This is a genomic window from Streptococcus cristatus ATCC 51100, from assembly GCF_011612585.1.
GTDB classification, from domain to species: Bacteria; Bacillota; Bacilli; order Lactobacillales; family Streptococcaceae; genus Streptococcus; species Streptococcus cristatus_H.
The window spans coordinates 248,076-272,878 of sequence record NZ_CP050133.1; the positions used below are offsets into that span (position 1 = coordinate 248,076).

16 protein-coding genes are annotated in these 24,803 nt (G+C 44.5%); 15 read left to right on the forward strand and 1 reads right to left on the reverse strand.

Features of this window, described 5'->3' with window-relative positions; all coding sequences use genetic code 11:
• Nucleotides 1–115: 115 nt before the first annotated feature.
• Both HBA50_RS01285 and HBA50_RS01290 read left to right on the forward strand, forming a co-directional pair.
• Nucleotides 116–1,153: an alcohol dehydrogenase catalytic domain-containing protein gene (locus HBA50_RS01285; protein WP_045500442.1), complete on the forward strand. Its 1,038-nt coding sequence runs from the start codon at nt 116–118 to the stop codon at nt 1,151–1,153.
• Nucleotides 1,154–1,392: 239 nt separating this feature from the next.
• On the forward strand, nt 1,393–3,096 hold the full coding sequence (locus HBA50_RS01290; RefSeq protein ID WP_045500444.1) for an alpha-L-fucosidase: 1,704 nt from the start codon (nt 1,393–1,395) through the stop codon (nt 3,094–3,096).
• Nucleotides 3,097–3,292: 196 nt separating this feature from the next.
• Here HBA50_RS01290 and HBA50_RS01300 read toward each other — a convergent pair whose 3' ends face one another.
• Entirely contained in the window at nt 3,293–5,392 is a 2,100-nt protein-coding gene (locus HBA50_RS01300; RefSeq protein WP_045500446.1) for a GH92 family glycosyl hydrolase, read from the reverse strand.
• 169 nt (nt 5,393–5,561) lie between these two features.
• Between HBA50_RS01300 and HBA50_RS01305 the strand changes: the two genes are divergently transcribed.
• The 13 genes from HBA50_RS01305 to HBA50_RS01370 all read left to right on the forward strand — a co-directional run bounded on the left by HBA50_RS01305 (nt 5,562) and on the right by HBA50_RS01370 (nt 24,747).
• A complete protein-coding gene (locus HBA50_RS01305; RefSeq protein WP_045500448.1) occupies nt 5,562–6,851 on the forward strand; it encodes a glycoside hydrolase family 125 protein in 1,290 nt (429 codons plus the stop codon).
• 23 nt (nt 6,852–6,874) lie between these two features.
• Nucleotides 6,875–9,514 carry an alpha-mannosidase gene (locus HBA50_RS01310; RefSeq protein ID WP_045500451.1) on the forward strand — a complete coding sequence of 880 codons (2,640 nt, stop codon included), beginning with the start codon at nt 6,875–6,877 and terminating at the stop codon, nt 9,512–9,514.
• Between the two features lie 94 nt (nt 9,515–9,608).
• Nucleotides 9,609–10,487 (forward strand): ROK family protein, encoded by an 879-nt coding sequence (locus HBA50_RS01315; RefSeq protein ID WP_045500453.1) that lies wholly within the window; start codon nt 9,609–9,611, stop codon nt 10,485–10,487.
• Nucleotides 10,472–12,355 (forward strand): beta-N-acetylhexosaminidase, encoded by a 1,884-nt coding sequence (locus HBA50_RS01320; RefSeq protein ID WP_045500455.1) that lies wholly within the window; start codon nt 10,472–10,474, stop codon nt 12,353–12,355. The genes HBA50_RS01315 and HBA50_RS01320 overlap by 16 nt, the downstream gene beginning before the upstream one ends.
• 167 nt (nt 12,356–12,522) lie before the next feature.
• Nucleotides 12,523–13,443 carry an ABC transporter permease gene (locus tag HBA50_RS01325; RefSeq protein WP_045500458.1) on the forward strand — a complete coding sequence of 307 codons (921 nt, stop codon included), beginning with the start codon at nt 12,523–12,525 and terminating at the stop codon, nt 13,441–13,443.
• Nucleotides 13,444–13,455: 12 nt separating this feature from the next.
• The gene (locus tag HBA50_RS01330; RefSeq protein WP_045500460.1) at nt 13,456–14,388 is read left to right on the forward strand and encodes a carbohydrate ABC transporter permease; all 933 of its coding nucleotides are present in this window, start codon (nt 13,456–13,458) and stop codon (nt 14,386–14,388) included.
• A gap of 84 nt (nt 14,389–14,472) precedes the next feature.
• The gene (locus HBA50_RS01335) at nt 14,473–15,954 is read left to right on the forward strand and encodes an ABC transporter substrate-binding protein (protein ID WP_005591629.1); all 1,482 of its coding nucleotides are present in this window, start codon (nt 14,473–14,475) and stop codon (nt 15,952–15,954) included.
• Nucleotides 15,955–16,088: 134 nt separating this feature from the next.
• The gene (locus HBA50_RS01340) at nt 16,089–16,709 is read left to right on the forward strand and encodes a DUF624 domain-containing protein (RefSeq protein WP_005592124.1); all 621 of its coding nucleotides are present in this window, start codon (nt 16,089–16,091) and stop codon (nt 16,707–16,709) included.
• Nucleotides 16,706–18,349 carry a sensor histidine kinase gene (locus HBA50_RS01345; protein WP_045500463.1) on the forward strand — a complete coding sequence of 548 codons (1,644 nt, stop codon included), beginning with the start codon at nt 16,706–16,708 and terminating at the stop codon, nt 18,347–18,349. Before HBA50_RS01340 ends, HBA50_RS01345 begins: the two co-directional genes overlap by 4 nt.
• A 7-nt stretch (nt 18,350–18,356) precedes the next feature.
• Nucleotides 18,357–19,640 (forward strand): response regulator transcription factor, encoded by a 1,284-nt coding sequence (locus HBA50_RS01350; RefSeq protein ID WP_045500945.1) that lies wholly within the window; start codon nt 18,357–18,359, stop codon nt 19,638–19,640.
• A 156-nt stretch (nt 19,641–19,796) separates the two neighbouring features.
• Nucleotides 19,797–20,927, forward strand: coding sequence for an ABC transporter ATP-binding protein (locus HBA50_RS01355; RefSeq protein WP_045500465.1), 1,131 nt, complete (start codon nt 19,797–19,799; stop codon nt 20,925–20,927).
• Between the two features lie 328 nt (nt 20,928–21,255).
• Nucleotides 21,256–22,638, forward strand: coding sequence for a glycoside hydrolase family 1 protein (locus HBA50_RS01365; protein WP_045500468.1), 1,383 nt, complete (start codon nt 21,256–21,258; stop codon nt 22,636–22,638).
• Nucleotides 22,639–23,079: 441 nt separating this feature from the next.
• Nucleotides 23,080–24,747 (forward strand): ribonuclease J, encoded by a 1,668-nt coding sequence (locus HBA50_RS01370; protein ID WP_045500470.1) that lies wholly within the window; start codon nt 23,080–23,082, stop codon nt 24,745–24,747.
• Nucleotides 24,748–24,803 lie beyond the last annotated feature (56 nt).

The window sequence follows — 24,803 nt, forward strand, 5'->3', positions numbered from 1 at the left end:
GTAGGGATTGAGCGCTTGCTGGAGAAGAAAATGTCCCCAAAGCTCTTTTGGCTTTTTTTAGTTTATCTATCTGAAAAGTGATATAATATAGTTAGCAAACACAAGGAGAAATGCAATGAAATCAGCAGTTTATCTCAAGGCTGGTCAAGTTGGATTAGCAGAAATAGATCATCCGCAAATTCTAGATCCAGATGATGCCATTATCCGTATTGTTCGGACCTGTGTCTGTGGTTCTGATCTATGGAGTTATCGAAATGAGCAGGTGAAGCCTGGGCGCATGAACAGTGGACATGAGGCGATCGGGATTGTCGAGGAAGTCGGTGATGCAGTAACGACTGTGAAAGCAGGCGATTTTGTCATTGCTCCATTTACCCATGGATGCGGGGACTGCGACGCTTGCCGAGCAGGATATGACGGGACTTGTGACCGGCATGTTGGCAATAACTGGTCAGATGGGGTGCAAGCGGAGTATATGCGCTTTGAGTATGCCAACTGGGCTTTGGTGAAGATTCTGGGTCAGCCGTCAGATTATTCAGAGGGGATGCTTAAGTCCTTCTTGGCGTTGGCTGATGTCATGCCGACAGGCTACCATGCGGCGCGTGTGGCAGATGTCAAACCAGGCGACAAGGTAGTTGTCATCGGAGATGGCGCTGTTGGACAATGTGCTGTTATCGCGGCTAAGATGCGGGGAGCTTCCCAAATCGTCCTCATGAGCCGTCACGAAGACCGACAAAAGATGGCGCTTGAATCAGGAGCAACAGCAGTGGTCGCTGAGCGTGGAGAAGAAGGCATTGCCAAGGTGCGCGAAATCCTCGGCGGCGGTGCTGACGCTGCGCTTGAATGTGTCGGAACAGAAGCAGCTGTTGACCAAGCGCTTGGTGTCCTTCACAACGGCGGCCGATTAGGCTTTGTTGGTGTTCCCCACTATAATAATCGTGCCCTTGGTTCCACCTTTGCTCAAAACATCACAGTGGCAGGTGGTGCAGCCTCTGTCACCACCTATGACAAGCAAATTTTGCTGAAAGCAGTCCTTGATGGTGACATCAATCCAGGCCGTGTCTTTACTTCCAGCTATAAACTGGAAGAGATTGACCAAGCCTATAAAGATATGGATGAGCGGAAGACCATTAAGTCCTTGATTGTCTTTGACTAAGATTTGTCAAGAGTATCATGCTAGGGGATGTTAAAGCCACTCAAGGGAATTTGGAATTCTGATATATCAGTAAAACGATTTACAAGGATTAGGACAGGATTTTCAGTCTTCCACAAATTATAGAAGAAAGAGTGGCTTTTTAGGAAGTCGAAAAGGAGGCGTTGCTAGCGTCTTCTTTTTTTGCTATAGTGGAGCTAGAGAAGAGATTGACTAGGAAGAAATGAGGAATAGCGAGACTTATGAAAAAATTGGAAGAGATTGCGGATTTTGGTCCCTTGCCTTCGGCAGCCCAGCTGGCTTATCATCGAGATGAATTGGCAGCTTTTATCCATTTTGGCATCAATACGTTTTACGAGCAGGAATGGGGAAATGGTCAAGAAGATCCCAAGCGTTTCAATCCGACTAAACTAGATACAGACCAGTGGATCAGGGTTTTGAAAGAAACAGGCTTTAAACGGGTCATTGTCGTGGTCAAGCATCATGATGGCTTTGTTCTTTATCCGAGTCGTTATACAGACTATACGGTAGCTGCCAGTCCGTGGAGAGATGGCAAGGGTGACCTCTTGGCTGAGATTTCCCGCTCAGCCAGTCAGTATGATATGGATTTGGGGCTTTATCTGTCGCCTTGGGATGCCCACAGTCCGCTCTATCATGTAGATACTCAAAAAGCCTACAATGAGTACTATCAGCAGCAATTAGAAGAAATCTTGAGCAATCCGCTTTATGGTAATAAAGGAAAATTTATCGAAATCTGGATGGATGGGGCGCGTGGAGAAGGTGCGCAAAAGCTTTCCTATGAGTTTGACGCTTGGTTTGAAACCATTCGTCGCTATCAAAAGGACGCTGTCATTTTTTCAACCGAGGCGACTGAATTGCGTTGGATTGGCAATGAAAGTGGCCGAGCTGGCGATCCCTTGTGGCAGAAGATTCGACCGGAAAAGTTGAGTGAGCAGACACCGTCTGTCTATCTTTGCCATGGCGATCCAGAAGGGACGCACTATTCTGTTGGGGAAGCAGATGTGTCCCTGCGTTCAGGCTGGTTTTATCATGAAAATCAGCAACCCAAGTCCTTGACGGATTTGCTGGATATTTATCTGGCTTCGGTGGGGCGGGGGACACCGCTTCTGCTCAATGTGCCTCCGACCAAGGAGGGCTTGTTGGCGGAAGTTGACGTCCAGCGCCTGCAGGAATTTCATCAGGTTATCTCTAGCCTTTACGATGAAGACTTGGCTGCGGAGGCTGAAGTCACAGGTGGCAGTGAAAGGATAGGCTATCCAGCAAGTAATCTGACGGACGGTAAAAGGGATAGCTTCTGGGCTCCGAATGCGGAGGAAACTTCCTATGTCTTGGAGATTGACCTCGGCCGCAGTTGCACTTTTAATCTGTTAGAAATCAGAGAACCGATTGCCAAAGGGCAACGGGTCGCAGGTTTTATCCTAGAAGTGAAGAAAGAGGATGGCTGGACTGTATTTGCCCGTGGTCAGACGATTGGCTATAAGCGTCTGCTTTTGGGCGAAATGGTCGAGGCTCGTTACTTGCGCTTGATTCTGACGGATTTCCAAGCCTTGCCACTATTGAGTAAGCTGGCCGTGTACAGGACACCAGCGATTATGGAGGAAGAGAAGAGACCTTCTGGTTTGGAACTCTCACAAGCAGCGGACACAGTAATCGGGGGCCAATTGACTCAGATTAGTCTACGTCGTTTAGATGGACTGGAGCAAGCGGAGCAGATCCGACTAGTTACGGAGCCTGGCACAGGAACGCACGGAACGGCTTATGAGGACCAAATCTGGGATGTAAGCTTTGCTTCGGGCGAGAGCGACAAAGAGCTGACCTTATCAACCTTGGCTTTCACAGGTCAGCAAGAATTGAATTTTTACCTTTGTGCCAGCCGAGAGGATGGTCGTCAAAGCAGACTCAAGATTGAGGTCAAGGGGAGTTAGAATGAGAAAAGAGAGTGGGACAGAAATCGGTAATTGGTTAGAATTCGATTTCGTGGTCCCACCTCCGCACAGTTGAGTAGGGCTGTAAAAGCTGATGAAATCAGCGTAGTAGAGCCCGCTCAACCACTGCGTCTTGCTCGATAATCCAAAGACAATTGAGAGGCTAGGACTTTTGTCCCAGCCTCTTTTGCTGTTTTTATGATTGTGTAGAAGATGAATTTGGCAACCAAGACAGGTAGAAATCCAGCCTGTCAGAAGCCAGTAAGTCCTCATGGGAAATTCGCTGCCGGCTTCGTCCGTCTAAGTCTGCCTTTTTCACAAACTGGTAGTGGGGGTAGTTATCGTGGGCGTAAATATCAAGCCATTTTTGACTTTGAGGTAGGTAGAGGCGCAGATGGTTAAAGAGAGGAATACCTAAGTCATAGTGAGGCTTGCCAGGGCAAGTAGGGTAGAGGCCCAAGACGCTCCAGATATACCAAGCAGAAAGACTGCCATTGTCTTCGTCGCCAGGGAAAGCCTGCCAATCAGGCTGAAAAGCCTCTTCTCTCAAGCTTTTGATTAGGAGGCTAGTGTATTCTGGCTTGGCACTATAGCGGAAAAGATAAGGGATATGGAAACTGGGCTGATTGGAAATGGCTAGCTGGCCAAAGTGGGCATTCGCCATCTCGCTCATTTCGTGAATTTCGTAGCCGTAGCCTGTGACATCAAAATAGGGCTGGTCCTGACAGAGCCTAGTCAGATAATCGGTAAAGGCTGTCTCACCGCCCATGAGCTCTTTCAAGCCTTCGATATCGTGGAAGACGCTGAGCGTATTTTGAATAGCAGAGCATTCGGCATAATCTCGCCCCCAGCTGTAAGGAGAAAAGTCGGCTCGGAATTGTCCTTGTCGGTCTTTGGCTCGCATATAGCCCGTTTCTGAGTCAAAAAGGTTTTGGTAATGGCGTGCCTGCTGGCCGTATCGCTGGGCTACTTGTTTCTCTTGGAGTTTGCTGGCTAGGCTGGCAATGCAAAAGTCGCTATAGCTATAGTCCAGCGTGTGGCTGACGCTTTCATGATAATCTGTTGGCAGGTAGCCCAAGGCTTGGTAGTCGCTAGCCCCGTGTCGGCCGTAACGTTTGGAAGGATCTTCTTTCTCCGCTGTGTCTAGCATAGCTTGGAACAATTCCTGTTCTAGGTCAGGAATGAGATCTTTCGCAGCGCCATCCGCAATCACACCGTCAATCAAGGTTCCTGGCATCATGCCCCGTTCATCGGGAGCCAGCCACTTGGGTAGATAGCCCGTTTCTTTGTAGAAATTCAGAAATCCTTCTAGAAAGTCGTGATAGGTGTCGGGTGCGATAAGAGCTAGCAGCGGAAAATTGGTGCGAAAACCATCCCAAAATCCAATATTAGTAAAGAATTTACCAGGCTGGACAGTTTGATGGGTAAAGTCCCAATGAATTTCTTTTCCTTCAGGAGTGATTTCATAAAAGGTCTGAGGAAAGAGGAAAAGGCGGTAAAGAGTCTGGTCGAACATGCGGCGGTCAACTTTTCCCTGCTCCACAACATCAAATCGGTGGAGATAGCTTTCCCAGGCTTGCTTGGTCTGCTCTTTCACCGCATCAAAGTCAGCTTGGGGCAGATTTGTCACAGCTTGCTCTTCCGAGATAAAGGAAGTGGCTAGAGCGAATTGCAGTTGTCCCTGCTCAAAGTCTAGCACCAAGTCCTCACCAAGTGCATGATTGACCTGAATGGGCTGGTCAAAGCGTAGGCAGACATGCATGGTCAGAGCTTGCTTGGCTGGATTGGTTTCTTCTTTCAAACTGCCTATAAGTGTGTAGGCATCCAGCATACGGAAATGGGTCTGAGCCTCGCTGTGCAGGATAAGACTGATGTGCTGGGCCAACTGGCTTGTGAGGCGGAAGCAGGCTCCATAAGTAGTCGGAGTCAGTTCCGTCCTGACTTGATAGCGGTTGGAGTGAACTTTTAAATAATGTGGCTGAAAAATACTCTCGTCTGGTCGATACGACGACTGGCGGTGATAGATATCAGGCTTGCTGATCTTTTCGGTGACAGGCGTGAGCAAGAGCCAAGAGAAATCCCCAATCCAAGGACTGGGCTGGTGGGTCAGACGAATGCCTTGAAAAATGGGCAAGTCTGGTTGAAAGAACCAAGAGCTATCTGTATGGCTGCTCTGAGGGACGAAGTAGTTCATACCAAACGGTTCCCCTGTATAGGGCAGGGTATTGCCGTGGGAAAAGCTATGGGAATTGTCCGTTCCATAGCGGGTATCAATCGTTTCTAGTATTGTTTTCATGGAAATTCTCCTTCAATCCAGCTTGCTTTGTCTTGATTATAACATGAATCAGGAAGCAGCGGACAAGGCAAAAATATATGATCGAAAGGCCTTTAGTTTGTGTATATATTTTAAAAACTGTTTAGCCTATACTAGAGAATGTAAACGAGTATGAAAAAGGAGAATGAATATGGTTTATTCTAAAGAAATTGTTGGGAAATGGTTGGAGTCTATTGCCCAGTTAGCCCAGGATCATCCGACTTGGGTCTCTGTTTTTGAGCGTTGCTATACGGATACCTTGGACAACACGGTCGAAATATTGGAAGATGGGTCTACTTTTGTCTTGACAGGCGATATTCCAGCCATGTGGCTACGGGATTCGACTGCTCAGCTCAAGCCCTACCTCTTTGTGGCCAAGCAAGATCCAAAAATCCGTCAAACGATTGCTGGCTTGGTCAAACGTCAGATGACGCTGATTCTCAAAGATCCTTATGCTAATGCCTTTAATATCGCTGACAACTGGAAAGGTCACCATGAAACAGACCACACAGACTTGTCTGGTTGGATTTGGGAACGCAAGTACGAAGTGGATTCTCTCTGCTATCCTCTGCAACTGGCTTATCTCTTGTGGAAAGAAACTGGGGAAACGAGTCATCTAGACGCTACCTTTATTGCTGGAGTTAGAGAAATTCTACGAGTTTGGACGATCGAGCAGGAGCACAACCAGTCTTCTTATCGCTTTGTCCGTGATACGGATCGCAAGGAAGATACCTTGGTCAATGATGGGAAAGGCCCTGACTTTGCAGTGACAGGCATGACTTGGTCGGCCTTCCGTCCAAGTGATGATGCTTGTATATACAGCTATCTGGTACCGTCCAATATGTTTGCAACAGTTGTCTTGGGCTATGTGGCAGAAATTTTTGAAAAATTGAACTTAGAGGGTGCTGAGGAGATCGTTCCGCATGCGCAGCGCCTGCAAAAGGAAATCAAGGAAGGAATTGAAAACCACGCCTACACCCAAAATGCTAAAGGTGAAAAGATTTACGCTTTTGAGGTAGACGGTTTGGGAAATGCCAGCATTATGGACGATCCGAATGTACCAAGCCTTTTGGCAGCGCCTTATCTAGGCTTTTGCTCAATTGACGACGAAGTCTACCAAGCGACACGCCGCACCATTCTAGGCCCAGAAAATCCTTACTATTATGAGGGTAAATATGCTGCGGGACTTGGTAGCTCACATACCTTCTACCGCTATATCTGGCCGATTGCCCTAGCCATTCAAGGATTAACCACGCACGATAAGGAAGAAAAACGTCGGATTCTGGACTTGCTCGTAGCCTGCGATGGTGGCACAGGTGTCATGCACGAAAGCTTCCATGTGGACGACCCGACTAAGTATTCTCGTGAATGGTTCAGCTGGGCCAACATGATGTTCTGCGAACTGGTATTAGATTATTATGATTTAAAAATTGAGGTATAGAATTAACAAATAGAGGAACAAAAATGGAAAATATTACTGTACATATCATTTCTCACAGCCACTGGGATCGCGAATGGTATCTCCCCTTTGAATCCCACCGTATGCAGCTGGTCGAGCTTTTTGACAATCTCTTTGATTTGTTTGAAAATGATCCAGATTTCAAGAGCTTCCACCTAGACGGGCAAACCATTGTCTTGGATGATTATCTGGAAATCCGTCCGGAAAATCGCGATAAACTGCAGCGCTATATTGATGAAGGCAAGCTGAAAATCGGTCCTTTCTATATCTTGCAGGATGATTATTTGATTTCAAGCGAAGCCAATGTCCGCAACACCTTGATCGGTCAGCAGGAGTGCAAGAAATGGGGCAAGTCCACTCAGATTGGTTATTTCCCTGATACTTTTGGAAATATGGGACAAGCGCCTCAGCTCTTGCAGCAATCTGGCATTCATGTAGCAGCTTTCGGCCGAGGAGTGAAGCCAATCGGATTTGACAACCAAGTCTTAGAGGACGAGCAGTTCACTTCTCAGTACTCTGAAATGTACTGGCAAGGTGCTGATGGCAGTAAAGTCCTAGGCATCCTCTTTGCCAACTGGTACAGCAATGGGAATGAAATCCCAGTCGACCCTGTGGAAGCGAAGATTTTTTGGGAGCAAAAATTAGCAGATGTGAAGAGCTATGCCTCTACCAATCAATGGCTGATGATGAATGGCTGCGACCACCAGCCAGTTCAGCGTGACCTCAGCCAAGCCATCCGAGTAGCCAATGAGCTTTATCCAGAAATCAACTTTGTCCACAGTTCTTTTGATGACTATATGCAGGCTGTGGAAGCGGCCCTGCCTGAGGAAGTGTCAACAGTTCAAGGCGAATTGACCAGCCAAGAAACGGATGGTTGGTACACTTTGGCCAATACTTCTTCGGCTCGTATCTATCTGAAGCAGGCTTTCCAAGAAAACAGCAACTTGCTAGAGCAGGTGGTTGAGCCGCTGACTGTTATCACAGGCGGTCACAATCACAAAGACCAGCTGACTTATGCTTGGAAGACCCTCTTGCAAAACGCTCCGCACGATAGTATTTGCGGCTGCAGTGTCGATGAAGTTCACCGCGAAATGGAAATCCGCTTCGCCAAGGTCAATCAAGTGGGCGAATTTGTCAAAGGTAACTTGCTGGGAGAATGGAAGCAAAAGCTGGATAGCCGCCAATCTGAGAGCGACCTGCTCTTCACCGTTATCAATACTGGCCTCCATGACAAGGTAGATACCGTTTCTGTGGATGTGACCTTTGCGACCTGTGATTTCAAGGAAGCTCATCCGACAGAAGCCTATCGGAGAATGGCAGAATTGACAATTCCAGACTTGATTGTGAAGGATTTGGATGGCCGCTATGTTGAAGCTAAAATCGAAGATTTGGGAGCTAATTTCCAATATGATCTTCCAAAAGACCGCTTCCGTCAGGCTTATATCGCTCGTCAGTTGCGCGTGACATTGCCGATTCATCTAGCACCTCTGGCTTGGAAAACATTCCAATTGCTTCCTGGTGCAAAAGAAGAGCATGAAGGGCTCTACCGCAATGGCGTGATTGACACTCCATTTGTGACTATCAGCTTTGATGAAGACTTGACCGTCTACGATAAGACGACCCATGAAGCCTATGAAGACTTCCTCCGCTTTGAAGATCGGGGCGATATTGGAAATGAATATATCTATTTCCAGCCAAAAAATACAGAGCCGATCTATGCCAAACTGGCTGGCGTTAAGGTGTTGGAAAACAATGCCCGCTATGCCAAGGTGGAATTAAGCCATGAATTGACCTTGCCAGTAAGCGCAGACGAACTACTGGATCAGGAGCAAAAGGGCATCGTTGAGTTTATGACGCGCTCAGCAGGCCGTTCGTCAGAATTGACAACTATGATCTTGACAACTGAGTTGACAGTCTTTGCGGATAGTCCACAATTGCGCTTTAAGACTCGCTTTACCAATACTGCTAAGGATCACCGCATCCGTGTTCTCTTCAGAACTCACAACAGCAGTAAAACCAATGATTCAGACAGCATTTACGAAGTAGTTAGCCGTAACAACCAACCGGCTGCCTCATGGGAAAATCCAGAAAATCCACAGCACCAACAAGCCTTCGTTAGCCTTTATGATGACCAAAAAGCAGTCACAGTAGCCAATAAAGGTCTAAATGAATACGAGATTTTAGGTGATGACACGATTGCTGTAACGATTCTGCGGGCAACTGGTGAGCTGGGCGACTGGGGCTACTTCCCAACGCCAGAAGCGCAGTGTCTGCGTGACTTCCAAGTCGAGTACACGGTGGAATGCCACCAACCGCAAGAGCGATTTGCCGCTTACCGTCGGGCCAAAGCCTTCCAAACACCGTTGACAGCTCTGCAAATTTCCAAACAAGAAGGAAGTGTTGCAGCGACTGGACAAGCCTTGGACCACCCTGCTCTGAACTTAGCAGAAATCTGCCCGACAGCCCTTAAAGTGGCGGAAGACGAGTCAGGTATTGTACTTCGCTACTACAATATGACCCAAGAAGAGCAAGAAGTGACAACTGCTTCCCAAACCCTAGTCAACCTTTTGGAAGAAGTGCTTCCAGAAAAGGATGGAATCTTAGGACCACAGGAAATTCGCACAGAGCTTTTGAAAAACGATTAAAAAGAGGAGGCTAGGGCAATGGACTAAATACTTGAACATTTAGTTCCTTGCCCTATCGCCTTTCAAGAACTAGAAAACAGAGAAAGGAGAAAAAATGCTTATTGCAACAATTGACATAGGCGGTACAGGTATCAAGTTTGCGGCTATGTCCAAAGAAGGAGAGATACTGGAAAAGCAAGACATTGCTACGCCAGACAATTTAGATGACTTTATGGCTTGGCTGGATTCTTGTATTTCCAAGCGGGATTACCAAGGCATTGCCATGAGTGTGCCTGGGGCGGTTGACCGAGAGACAGGAGTCATTGATGGGATTAGCGCTGTTCCTTATATTCACGGTTTTTCCTGGTATGATAAGCTGGCTTCTTATGGTTTGCCAGTCCATCTAGAAAATGATGCCAACTGTGTTGGTTTGAGTGAACTTCTGGCTCATCCCGAGCTGGAAAATGCAGCCTGTGTGGTTATCGGTACTGGGATTGGCGGAGCTATGATTATCAATGGCAAGCTTCATCGTGGTCTCCACAGTTTGGGTGGGGAGTTTGGCTATATGACAATCCTAGCACCTGCTGAAAAACTCAACAACTGGTCGCAACTGGCCTCAACTGGCAACATGGTAGCTTACGTAGCCGAAAAATCAGGGCAGGCAGACTGGGATGGTCGCAAGATTTACCAAGAGGCTGCGGCAGGAAATGTCCTTTGCCAAGAAGCCATCGAGCGGATGAACCGTAATCTTGCACAAGGTTTACTCAATATCCAGTATCTCATAGATCCGGATGTGATAAGTCTGGGTGGCTCTATCAGCCAAAATCCTGATTTTATCCAAGGTGTCCGCTCAGCGATTGCTTATTATGTTGAACGTTATGAAGAGTATTCGGTGGCACCAGAAATTTTAGCGTGTACCTACAAGGGGGAGGCTAATCTTTATGGCGCTTTAGTAAACTGGTTACAGGAGGAAGGCCAATGGCCACATTTGTAGGATTATCAAGCAAGCAAGAAAAGGCTCTTGCTCGCTTAGAAAAATATTTGAACTTGGGGGAGATTGAAGTCAGTCTTGTTCCTAGCTCAGCCGTCTCAATCAAGGTGGAAGGCCGTCAGGGATGTTATCAAGTCAGCTATCATAAGCCTCATCAGCTCTATCGAGCTTTAGCCCTCTTATCTGCTGCCCTTAAAGAAGGGCAGGATGAGGTGGAGATTGAGGAAGAGGTGGCCTATGAGGATTTGGCCTATATGGCTGACTGTTCCCGCAATGCCGTCTTGAACCTAAGCTCAGCTAAGAAGATGATTGAGGTCTTGGCCTTGATGGGGTATTCTACCTTTGAACTCTACATGGAAGATACCTATGAGATAGAAGACCAGCCCTATTTTGGCTATTTCAGAGGCCGGTACACTGTTGCAGAATTGCAAGAGATTGAGGCTTATGCCGCAGATTTCGATATGGCCTTCGTGCCTTGCATTCAGACCTTGGCGCACCTATCAGCTTTTGTCAAATGGGGTGTCAAGGAAGTGCAGGAACTTCGAGATGTGGAGGATATCTTACTGATCGGAGAAGAAAAGGTCTACGAGCTTATCGAAGGCATGTTTAAGACAATGTCCCAGCTTCGTACACGTAAGATAAATATCGGGATGGACGAAGCCCACTTGGTTGGCCTCGGACGTTATTTGATTCAGCATGGGTTCCAAAACCGTAGCCTCCTCATGTGCCAACACCTTGAGCGTGTACTAAATATCGCAGATAAGTACGGTTTCCATTGTCAGATGTGGAGCGATATGTTCTTCAAGCTCATGTCAGCAGATGGCCAGTACGACCGTGATGTGGAAATCCCAGAGGAAACCCGCGTATATTTGGATCGACTCAAAGACCGTGTGACCTTGGTTTACTGGGATTACTATCAAGATAGCGAGGAAAAATACAACCGTAACTTCCAAAATCATCATAAAATCAGTCAGGACATTGCCTTTGCTGGCGGTGCTTGGAAGTGGATTGGCTTTACACCGCACAATCATTTCAGTCGCTTGGTAGCTCTCGAAGCCAATAAAGCCTGCCGCCAAAATCATGTCAAGGAAGTGATTGTGACTGGCTGGGGGGATAATGGAGGAGAAACCTCACAATTCTCAATCCTTCCTGCCCTGCAGATTTGGGCAGAACTAGCCTATCGAAATGATTTAGATAAATTAGCCGAGCATTTCTTGGTGAGCACAGGCCTTGCCTTTGATGATTTTATGAAGGTAGACTTGGCCAATCTATTGCCAGGCTTGCCAGAAAACCTCAGCGGTATCAATCCAAATCGTTATATTCTCTATCAGGATATTCTCTGTCCTTTGCTGGAACGCCATATCCGACCTGAAGAAGACAAGCAGCATTTTGAAGCTGCCGCTCAGTCCTTGCAAGAAGTCAGCCGCAAAGCTGGTGAATATAGCTATCTCTTTGAGACTCAGGCTCAGTTGAATGCGCTCTTGGCCTTGAAAATTGCCGTCACATCTGGCATTCAAGAAGCCTATGGCGCAGGAGACAAGGAGCGCTTGGCAGAACTAGCTGAAAAAGACTTGCCTTTGCTCTATCAAAAAGTGGAAGACTTTGCCGAGCAATTCAGTCGCCAATGGCAGCTAGAAAACAAGATTTTCGGTTTAGATACTATTGATATCCGCTTTGGAGGCTTGCTCAAGCGGATCAAACGGGCGCAGGAACGCCTACAGCAATACACGACTGGTCAGCTTGATTCTGTAGAAGAATTAGAGCAAGAAATCTTGCCTTTCAATGACTTTTATGGAGACAAGAACTTTGCAGCCACAACAGCCAACCAATGGCATACTATCGCCACAGCGTCAACGATTTACACAACGTAATTATTTTGTTTGATCATAGTTTTCATGCCTCTGTTCTATTTTTTATCTGTATATTAGATAAATAATTTGTATAGTTTTTTCTATAATTAGGAGTTTAAATGAGAATAGAAAAAGGCATATAATAGAAACATGAAAACGATATCAAAACAATAGAAAGGGAGATTTGAATGAATAAGGTTATCAAAACACTGAAAGAAAACTTTATTTTCTTGCTCATGGTCTTACCAGGAGTTGTTTGGTTTGTTTTGTTCTTCTATATACCAGTTTTAGGAAACGTCGTTGCATTTAAGAATTTTAAACTAAGTGGTGAAGGATTCATCCATAGCCTTATGAGCAGTGAATGGGTAGGATTCAATAACTTCAAGTTCTTGTTTAATTCCAAGGATGCCTATACGATTACACGAAATACCATTCTTTATAATGGTGGTTTCATCATTTTAGGATTGATTTTCTCTGTCGGAATTGCCATTATCTTTAGCGAACTTCGTTCGAAAAAGATGGTAAAGATTTATCAGACAACCATGTTGTTTCCGTATTTCCTTTCTTGGGTTATCATTAGTTTCTTCGTAGATGCTTTCTTGAACCCTGGCAAGGGCTTGCTGAACAATTTATTGCACAATCCGAATATCAACTTTTACACAGTGGTCTCCTTCTGGCCAGCCTTCATCCTTTTCATTGGTATCTGGAAGGGCTTAGGATACAGTAGTATTTTGTACTATGCAAGTATCATGGGAATTGATCCGACTTACTATGAGGCAGCAACGGTAGACGGTGCTACAAAATGGCAGCGCATCCGGAACATCACATTGCCATCTTTGGCTTCTCTTATCACAGTATTGACCATTCTAGCAGTCGGAAACATCTTCCGCGCGGACTTCGGCTTGTTCTATACTGTTCCGCATAATTCAGGATCACTCTTTAGCGTAACCAATGTCTTGGATACCTATGTCTATCGTGGATTGACCGGTACAGGTGATATCGGGATGGCTTCAGCTGCGGGTCTCTATCAATCAGTTGTGGGCTGTATCCTCGTTATCGTCAGCAATCTGATTGTCCGCAGAATTGATAAAGAATCTGCTCTCTTTTAGAAGGAGGAACTTATGAAATCCCCAAAAATTCAAAAAGAAAAAGTCGATAATGTGGGAATTCACTCCTTTAGCAAAAAAGCCGATTTTTTCTTTAACATCTTGATTGCCATCTTCTCGCTTTCCTGTGTGCTACCTTTCTTCTTTGTCATTATTATCTCTCTGACGGATGAAAGCAGTTTGGTTCATAATGGTTTTGCCTTTTGGCCGTCACAGTTTAGTCTAGCGGGCTATGAATTCTTATTTGGCTTGAAAGATCAGCTCTTGCAGTCACTCTTTGTGACAGTAGTGATTACGGTAATAGGTACTAGTTTGAATGTTTTCTTCACAACAACTTATGCCTACGCTATCTCACGTCGCAGCTTTAAATTTAAACGCTTCTTTACCTTGTTTGCAATGGCAAGTATGCTCTTCCAAGCAGGGATGATTCCAACTTACATCGTTATGACCAACTTGCTTGGTTTAGGAGATACAGTGTGGGCTTTGATTTTGCCGCTACTGCTTAGTCCTTTCAATATCATTCTGATGAGAACTTTCTTCAAGAGAACGATCCCAGAAGCGATTATTGAATCCGCTAAGATTGATGGTGCCAGCGAGACTCGGATTTTCTTCCAAATTTGCTTGCCACTATCTCTTCCAGGTATCGCTACAATCACACTCTTCACTGCCCTTGCTTATTGGAACGATTGGTTTAACGCGCTGCTCTACATTCGCAGTGACAACTTAGTTCCCCTTCAATATTTGCTGATGAAGATTCAGCAAAATATGGACTACTTGTCTAAGAGTGCGGGAGCGAGTGCTCAGCTTGCAGGCTTGACAGGATCTCTACCTAAAGAGTCTGGTCGTATGGCCATGGTCGTAATTGCAACCTTGCCAATCGCTTGCGTCTATCCATTCTTCCAACGTTACTTTGTTAAGGGATTGACTATCGGAGGCGTCAAAGAATAAGCTGCCCCTTTAGTCTCAGAGTTTTTGCTACTAAAAACTCACATCATTAAATTTGTATATAAAAAATTAAAAGGAGATTTTTCTATGAAAAATTGGAAAAAATATGCTCTAGCTTCTGCTAGCTTCTTGGCTTTCTCAGGCCTACTAGCAGGCTGCGGTAGTCTTACTGGTAACAACCAAAAGTCATCTAAAACGGATGATGGTAAGACAGTTATCAAAATGTACCAAATCGGTGACAAACCAGATAATTTGGACAAATTGCTCGAAAATGCTAACAAGATTATCGGCAAAGAAATCGATGCTAAGTTGGATATCGAATACATCGGTTGGGGTGACTACGAACAAAAAATGAACGTTATCACTTCATCAGGTGAAAACTACGATATCGCCTTTGCTCAAAACTATGTCATCAATGCCCAAAAAGGTGCTTATGCTGACTTGACTGAGCTTTACAAAAAGGAAGGTAAAAAACTTTACGATTCTCTAGACCCAGCTTACATCAAAGGAAACACTGTCAACGGTAAAATCTATGCTGTGCCAGTTAATGCCAATGTAACTTCTTCACAAAACTTTGCCTTCAACGGACCACTTCTTGAAAAATATGGTATTAGCGATATTTCAAATATCCATTCTTACCAAGATTTGGAACCAGTTTTGAAAGCTGCTAAAGAAAAAGATCCAAAAGTTGTTCCTTTCGCTATCGGTAAGAACTTCATCCCATCTGATAACTTTGATTATCCTGTAACTAACGGACTTCCTTTCGTTATTGACTTGGAAGGCGATACAACTAAGATTGTAAACCGTTATGAAGTTCCTCGTTTCTTGGATAGCCTCAGAACCATCCATAAGTACTATCAAGCTGGCTATATTCCAAAAGATGTAGCAACTAGCGATACTGCTTATCAATTGTCTGAAGATTCTTGGTTCGTTCGCGAAGAAACAGTAGGACCTGCTGACTACGGTAACAGCTTGCTTTCTCGTGTAGCAAACCGTAAGATCGAAATCAGCCAACTGACTAAGAACTACAAGAAGAGCCAAACTACTCAAGTAGCGAACTTCGTTATCTCAAACAACTCTAAGAACAAAGAAAAATCAATGGAATTGTTGACTTTGCTTAACACAAATCCTGAATTGCTGAACGGCCTTGTATATGGTCCAGAAGGCGAAAACTGGGAAAAAGTTGAAGGTAAAGAAAACCGCGTTCGTACTTTGAAAGCCTACAATGGTAATACCCACATGTCTGGCTGGAACACAGGTAACAACTGGATTCTTTACATCAATGAAAACGTAACAGATCAACAAATCGAAGATTCTAAGAAGATTCTTGCAGAAGCACAAGAGTCACCTGCTCTTGGATTTAACTTCAATGTAGACCCAGTTAAAGCAGAAGTATCTAGCATTACGAACACAATGAAAGAATACGACACTGCTATCAACACTGGTACAGTTGATCCTGATGTTGAAATTCCTAAGATGATGGACAAACTGAAATCTGAAGGAGCATACGATAAAGTATTGAAAGAAATGCAAAAACAATACGACGAATTCCTTGCTTCTAAGAAATAAGCAACATGATGAATCCTCCTCGTCTCGTTTTGGGGAGGATTTTTCTTTTTTGGAGTGATAGGAATTTTTGTAAACGGTTAAAATGTGTTATAATTTTACAATGTATGGAATTTGACCAGCAGAAAGGAAGAACGATGGGAAAATTAGTTGAGTGGATTTTTCAACGAGTTTATATGGCTATGCTTGCATCCGCAATTTTTTGGGTATTGGCTCTGTGTGGAGGTCTTGTTTTTGGACTTGCTCCAGCGGGGTGTGTGCTCATGACTTTGTTTCAGCAATATCGCTATGACTATAAAAAATATCACTGGAAAGAAGCATGGGATCTGTTTAAAGAAAATTTCCTTGCTACAAACAAAGTATTTTTCACTTTGCTTGTAGTGCAGGCTCTTTTATCTTATGGGATTTATCTCCTTATCCAGCTTCCTCACCAAACTATTTTCTACCTTTTATTGACGATAGCAAATCTGCTCTTTTTGCTTTTGGCACCAGCAGTATACGCAGTCTATCTGAAATTGCAGGTCTTTTTTGAGTTTTCTTATAAAAATAGCTTGAAATTATCTTTGATTGGCGTTTTTCTCAATATTTCAGCCATGTTGAAACTCTTATTAGGGACAATTCTGCTATTGATTGCCAGCTACTTCATGCCGGCTTTACTCTTCTTTGCTTTTATTGGGCTTTGGCACTTTTTTGTTAGTGATGTTTTAGACCCAATTTACCAAACCATTCAGTCTAAGTTGATAACAGAAAAACCATGAAGAAATTTTGGCTCCATTCGTTACTAAAAGTTTATGCTGTCATTATGGTGGCTATTGTGGGATGTTTGGGTCTCATTTTGTCTTATTCTGATTGGCACAGTCGTTATAAGGAAACTGAGCAGATTGCGCAGCAAGCAGTGACTCGATTGGCTGACGAAGTGGATTATTATAACCGCCGAGCGAATCAACTGGCTCAAAGTTTGGTTGAAAATCGAGCAAAATTGGACGGTGTTTATAACTACTTTATCATGAGTCCCTCTGAGTACGCTAGTTGGCGCCTATCTGCGGATGTACCTACTTATGTTCAAGTATCCCTCCACCAAAATATCAATGATATTTATGTTGAAAATGAATTTGTTACAGGTATTGATATTGCTTTAAATGATTACAAAACTGTTTTTGTTTCCACAAGGCAAGCGAGAGGTGGCAAACAGCTTCCTGCTGAGGAATTTAGACCTGCGCGCGATGCCTTTCCCATCGCGATTTATGATAAGGCAGTCGATCAAGTCATCGGAACGATTTACATTCGGATTGATGGGGAAGTCTTCAACAAGGTTGTCGATAATACGCGGGGCGATGTCCCACTCGCTCTCAGTGTCATTTCGCCTTACAAAAAAGAAATTCTTGCATTTGGTGATACAAAAGGAATTGGCCAAAATGATTGGATCAAAAAAGAAACTATCTACAATTACACTGTCCAGACAGCAGTTCCTGCGCATTATGTGATAGAGAAGACGATTTTCAGCACAGGTTTGATCATTTTTTCTGGTTTGATTTTGGTTGGAGTTTTATATGCTGCTTTGCAGAGGATTTTTCTCAATTACCAAAGGCAGGTTGTTGATATTGTGGATACGCTCCATCTCATCACAGATGGTGATAATCAGAAACGTATTGCGACAGAGACCAAGGAGCAGGAGTTGCTTCTGATTGCGACAACGACCAATACCATGTTGGACAGTCTGGACAAGAGTATTCGGGATATTTATCGTTTGGAGATTAGCCAAAAAGATGCCAATATGAGAGCCTTGCAGGCGCAAATCAATCCTCATTTTATGTATAATACCTTGGAATTTATCAGGATGTATGCGGTCATGCAGCATCAGGAAGAATTGGCAGATATTATCTACGAATTTAGCAGTCTTCTGAGAAATAATATCTCAGATGAATCCAGAAGTAGTTTGAAAAATGAATTGGAATTCTGCCGGAAATATAGCTATCTTTGCATGGTTCGGCATCCCAAATCAGTGGCCTATGGTTTCAAAATTGAAGAAGGCTTAGAAGGAATGATGATTCCCAAGTTCAGTATTCAGCCACTGATTGAAAATTACTTTGCCCATGGTATCGACTATCGCAGGCAGGACAATGTCATCAGTGTCAAGGCTCAAAAGATAGACGGTGCTGTAAGGCTGATGATCCAAGACAATGGTCGAGGCATCCCTGCTGAACGTCTGACTGAGATTCAAGAGATTCTAGCTAGTCGAGAGCTTATGGATGCCCAGAACCGAGAGCAGCGGACATCCATTGGTATTCGGAATATTCATGAACGCTTCTTGCTCTTTTTTGGTGACCGCTACAGTATCCAACTGAAATCTCAAACGGATCAGGGAGTAACCTATATTATAGAAATTAAGGATGAATAGAAAAAAGATGTACAGAGTATTACTAGTCGATGATGAATACATGATCACAGAAGGCTTGAAAGTGCTGATTCCTTTTGAAAAGTGGAAGATGCAGGTCGTAGCTACGGCAAATGATGCAGAGACGGCCCTCGCCTATATTAAGAACAATCCTGTTGATTTGGTCATCACCGATGTCAATATGCCAGGGATGAATGGCTTGCAGATGATTGAGCAGATGAAAAATTCCCTGCCTAATGCAGCTTTTATCATCCTTTCAGGTTACCAAGAATTCGAATATGTCAAAACGGCCCTCAATTTGCAGGTGGCAGATTATCTGGTGAAGCCAGTCGATAAGGTCGAACTGGCAGCAATCCTAGAAAAATTGGAAAAGGAATTTGACCGTTCTTCCAATAATCAACTAGAGCTGATTTTTAAAGAAGAGACAAGTGAAGATGAGATAGCTACTTATCTCAAATCCTTCGATAATGTCTGGCTGGGAGCAGCTGCTCAAGAAAAAGGGCTAGTTTCGGTTCCTTATAGTATTTTAGGACAGACTGGCTATTTGTTTTTGTCTTCGCAAAAGGAAGAAGCGCTCTATCTGGAAGAATTCACAGTTCCTTATAAACAAGGCCTGCAGGCTTTCAAGCTCAATCTAGAAAAAACTCTTTTTTATGGAACGGTTAGCTTGCAAGAAACCAATCCGCTCTTTAGCTACTATGAGCCTATGTATCGCGTGATTATCCAAGGAAATATTAGTCAGATTTTGGACGAATTGGACTTGCTCAAGGATATCGTGCTGCAAAATACGCCTGAAGTTTCAATTACCAAGCAGTTGTTCATTCAGTTTATCATGGATGTTTACCATCTGTTTCAGCATTTGAAACCAGACGATATGACAAGCATTATCAAAAAGATTGAAAGCACGAATACCTTTGAAGATTTGTTGGATTATCTGAAGGCTCAGCTCTCAGATTTGTTCGCCCAGTATCGAATGAATGAGAATGTTGCTAACGTCTTGGAAGTGATTGGTCGTGATTATCAAAAAGATTTATCCCTAAAAGATATCAGCAAGGAACTCTATATCAATCCAGTTTATTTGGGCCAGCTGATCAAGCGTGAGACGAATTCTACTTTTGCAGAGTTGCTAAATAAGCAGCGCATCAAGGCAGCCCAGCAGCTCCTGCTCGCAAAAAATGACAGTATAGAAGATGTTTGTTATGCAGTTGGATATAGCAATGTTGGTTATTTCTATAAAGTCTTTCGAAAGTTATGTGGCAAATCTCCTAAGGCCTATCGGAAGCAAGTCGACTGATGAAATCAATGAAGCGACCACCTCTCCATTTCTTTTTTATCGAATGCTAAAAAAAGTAGAAAAAAAGATATAGAAGAGTCAGTGTGAGGGCCTGCTATTCGTGATATAATCAAGCAGAAAGAACTTACAATATGGTAAAGGAGTTAGGAGAAGCTTATGGTTGAATTAAATCTGAAAAATATTTATAAGAAGTATCCCAATAGTGAGCACTATTCTGTTGAAGACTTTAATTTGGACATTAAGGACAAGGAATTTATCGTTTTCGTTGGTCCGTCAGGATGTGGGAAATCCACAACGCTACGTATGATTGCGGGTCTTGAGGATATCACAGAAGGAACAGCGTCGATTGACGGTAAAGTTGTCAATGACGTGGCGCCGAAAGACCGTGATATTGCTATGGTCTTCCAGAACTATGCCCTCTACCCACACATGACAGTCTACGACAACATGGCTTTCGGGCTTAAACTGCGCAAGTACAGCAAGGAAGATATCGACAAACGGGTGAAAGAAGCAGCTGAAATCCTTGGTTTGAAAGAATTCTTGGATCGCAAGCCAGCGGACTTGTCAGGTGGTCAACGTCAGCGTGTTGCTATGGGCCGGGCTATCGTGCGTGATGCAAAGGTTTTCCTAATGGACGAGCCTCTGTCAAACTTGGATGCGAAGCTGCGGGTGTCCATGCGTGCTGAGATTGCCAAAATCCACCGCCGTATCGGAGCAACAACCATTTACGTTACCCACGACCAGACAGAAGCGATGACACTTGCAGACCGGATTGTTATCATGTCAGCAACCAAGAACCCTGCTGGAACTGGAACCATTGGTCGAGTGGAACAAATCGGTAGTCCACAGGAAGTTTACAGAAATCCAGTCAACAAGTTTGTGGCAGGCTTCATTGGCAGCCCAGCGATGAACTTTATCACTGTGACACTTGAGGGGAATGAAATCGTTGCCGATGGCTTGCGTTTGACAGTGCCAGAAGGAACGCTGAAAGTTCTGCGTGAGAAGGGTTATGACGGCAAGAAATTGATCTTCGGTATTCGTCCAGAAGACATCAATACAGAACCTGCCTTCTTAGAGACCTTCCCAGATTCTGTGGTTCATGCGACCATCTCTGTCTCTGAGCTTTTGGGGTCTGAGTCTCACCTTTACTGTCAAGTTGGTGACAGCGAGTTTATCGCGCGGGTAGATGCTCGTGACTATTCAGAAACAGGTGCTGGAATTGACCTTGGCTTTGATCTAAACAAGGCGCATTTCTTTGATTTCGAAACAGAGAAAACTGTTTATTAATCAGTAAAAATGATGAAGAGGCTGGGACAAGAGTCCTAGCCTCTCAATTGTCTTTGGATTGTCGAGCAAGACGCAGTGGTTGAGTGGGCTCTACTACGCTGATTTCATCAGCTTTTACAGCCCTACTCAACTGTGCGGAGGTGGGACGACGAAATCGAATTCTAACGAATTACCGATTTCTGTCCCACTCTCTTTTTGAATGAACCTTTAGTCTTCCAAATCAAAAATGTCTTTAATCAGTGGAGAAATTTGAATAGACTGTTGCTTTCTTTTTGAAGAAGGTCTTTATATAATGAAATGTAAAGATAAATCGAGAGGTAAATAAAATATGATTCAATTTCCAAAAGGTTTCGTCTGGGGATCTTCTACATCGGGTCCGCAAACAGAAGGTCGGATTTCAGGAGATGGAAAGGGAGACAACCTTTGGGACTATTGGTTTAGTCAAGAACCCCATCGTTTCTATAACGAAATTGGTCCTGACAAGGCATCTACTTTTTATGAAAATTGGGAGCAAGATATCGACCTTTTAGTCGAAACAGGCCACACGGCCTTTCGGACCTCTATCCAATGGTCACGGATTTTTCCAGATGGTCGTGGTCCGGTCAATCAAGTCGGTGTTGACTTCTACCGCAAGGTCTTTGAAAGAATCAAGTCCAAGGGCATTCGCTTGATTGTCAATCTGTATCATTTTGACCTGCCCTTTGCCTTGCAGGAAGCGCAAGAAGGCTGGGAGAGCTTAGATACAGTCGATGCTTATGTAGACTATGCCCGTTTCTGCTTTGAAAGCTACGGTGACTTGGTGGATCAGTGGGTGACTTTTAACGAGCCTATCGTACCAGTTGAGTTTGGCTATTTCTACGATGGACATTATCCTAATAAAGTGGACGCTAAGGCTGCGGTCAAGGTGGCTTATCATACCCAGCTAGCTAGTTCTTTAGCAGTGAAAGCCTGCCATGAGGTTGGAGCAGACTACAAAATCGGCATTATCCTAAATCTGACACCTGCATATCCGCGCAGCCAGCATCCGGCGGACTTGAAGGCAGCTCGCATTGCCGAGCTTTTCCAGGCCAAGTCTTTCTTGGATCCATCTGTTTTGGGGCATTATCCAGCAGAGCTGGTCGATCTTTTGCGTGAGCACGATCTTTTACCAGCTACGACTGAGGAGCAGTTGCAAGTGATTCGGGAAAATACGGTCGACTTTTTGGGTGTCAATTACTATCAGCCTCTGCGGGTTGCAGCGCCTAAGTATTTGAAGCATCCAGAGTCACCGCTTCTGCCAGATCATTTCTATGAGCCTTATGTTATGCTTGGCCGCAAGATTAATCCTCACCGTGGCTGGGAAATTTATGAACAAGGAATCTACGATATTGCACAAAACATCAAGGAAAACTATGGCAATATTGAGTGGATGTTGACGGAAAATGGCATGGGCGTCGAGGGTGAGGAGAAATTCCGTGAAAATGGCATGATCCAAGACGATTACCGGATAGACTTTGTTAAAGGCCATCTGCGCCAGCTCCATCGTGCCATCCAGGACGGGGCCAGCTGTACAGGCTACCTCATGTGGACCTTTATCGACTGTTGGTCTTGGCTCAATAGCTATAAGAACCGTTATGGCTTGATTGAGCTCAATCTAGAAACCCAAGAACGGACTATCAAAAAATCAGGGCACTGGTTCAAAGAATTAAGCCAGAACAATGGCTTTGAATAAGTCTCTTTATCCATTCAGCCTATAGAAGATAGGGCGGCTTCCCAACTAAGCTTCTGATCGATTTCAGAAGATCAGCTTAGGGTATCCCGCTCGGATAATAGAATTTAGTCTCAGACTAGGTTCTATTATTTTTTATCTTGTGAGTAGATCTAGCTCCTAAAAGCTGTTTTCTAAAATGAAACTGGGAGGATGCCTTTCTTCGCATGTTACATCAGGAAGAAAGAAGTGACCAGAGACTTGCTGTATCAAACTACTATTCTTGATTTGCCGTTCATTCTATAGGTTTCCTTTGTTTTGAAAAAAGCGTGAAAAAATGCTATAATGACTAAGATGTGCAAACTTTGTTTGCAAAACTGTAATTCGACTTGGCTTGCCAAGGACCGTTAGTATTAAAATCAAGGAATCTTTGATAAATGAGATTCTAAATCGATAGGAGTAAAAATGAGTAAAAGCACGATTAAGCTGATTACTTTGGGTGGCGTTCGTGAGAATGGGAAAAATCTCTACGTCGCCGAAGTGGATGATTCCATTTTTGTATTGGATGCTGGGCTCAAATACCCAGAAAATGAGCAGCTGGGAGTAGATGTCGTCATTCCCAACATGGATTATTTGTTTGAAAACAAAGACCGAATTGCAGGTGTCTTTCTGACCCACGGTCATGCGGATGCCATCGGTGCACTGCCTTATCTTTTGACAGAAGCCCAGGTACCGGTTTTTGGTTCGGAGTTGACGATTGAGCTAGCCAAGCTCTTTGTCAAAAACAATGACGCTGTGAAGAAATTCAATGATTTTCATGTTATCGATGAAAATACCGAGATTGAATTTGGCGAAACGGTTGTCTCTTTCTTCCGGACGACTCACTCGATTCCAGAGAGTCTGGGAATCGTTGTCAAGACGCGTGAAGGCAATATTGTTTATACGGGAGATTTCAAGTTTGACCAATCTGCCAGCGAATCTTATGCGACAGATTTCGGCCGTTTGGCTGAGATCGGCCGTGAGGGCGTTTTAGCTTTGCTGAGTGATTCAGCCAACGCTGACAGCACTGTGCAAGTGGCTAGTGAGAGCGAGGTTGGCCGTGAGATTACGGACACGATTTCTGATTGGGATGGGCGTGTCATCGTGGCAGCGGTTGCCAGCAACCTGTCTCGGATCCAGCAGGTCTTTGAAGCTGCGGCAGAAACAGGTCGTCGTGTTGTTTTGACAGGCTTTGATATTGAAAATATCGTCCGTACGGCTATCCGCCTCAAGAAATTATCCTTGGCGGATGAGCGCCTGTTGATCAAGCCTAAGGAAATGTCTAAGTTTGAAGACCATGAGCTGATTATCCTGGAGACGGGTCGGATGGGCGAGCCCATTAACGGTCTGCGCAAGATGTCCATCGGTCGTCACCGTTATGTAGAAATCAAGGACGGAGATTTGGTTTATATCGTTACAACGCCATCTATTGCCAAGGAAGCAGTTGTAGCGCGTGTGGAAAACATGATTTACCAAGCTGGTGGCGTGGTTAAGCTGATTACTCAAAACTTGCGTGTATCTGGCCATGCCAATGCGCGTGACTTGCAGCTCATGCTCAATTTATTGCAACCCAAGTACCTCTTCCCGATTCAGGGAGAATACCGCGGACTGGATGCCCATGCTAAGGCAGCCATGGAAGTCGGGATTTTACCAGAAAATATCTTGATACCGAAGCGTGGTAGCGTCATGTCCTACGAAAATGGCGACTTTGTGCCAGCTGGAGCAGTGTCAGCAGGCGATGTCATGATTGATGGAAATGCCATCGGCGATGTGGGCAATATCGTCCTACGTGACCGTAAGGTTCTGTCTGAAGACGGTATCTTTATCGTGGCGCTCACGGTCAATCGTAAGGAGAAGAAAATCATTTCCAAAGCCAAGGTTCATACTCGTGGATTTGTCTATGTCAAGAAGAGTCGTGACATCCTGCGGGAGAGCACTGACCTGATCAATAAGACAGTGGAAGACTATCTGGCTCAGGATAACTTTGACTGGGGTGAGCTCAAGGGAGCGGTTCGTGATAGTTTGGCCAAGTTCCTCTTTGAGCAAACCAAACGCCGGCCGGCTATTCTTCCGGTTGTCATGGAGGTTCGCTAGATTATTCGTGGGAACAGCTTTCCTAGTATTTTGCAGAGAGAAAGTCGAATATCGGC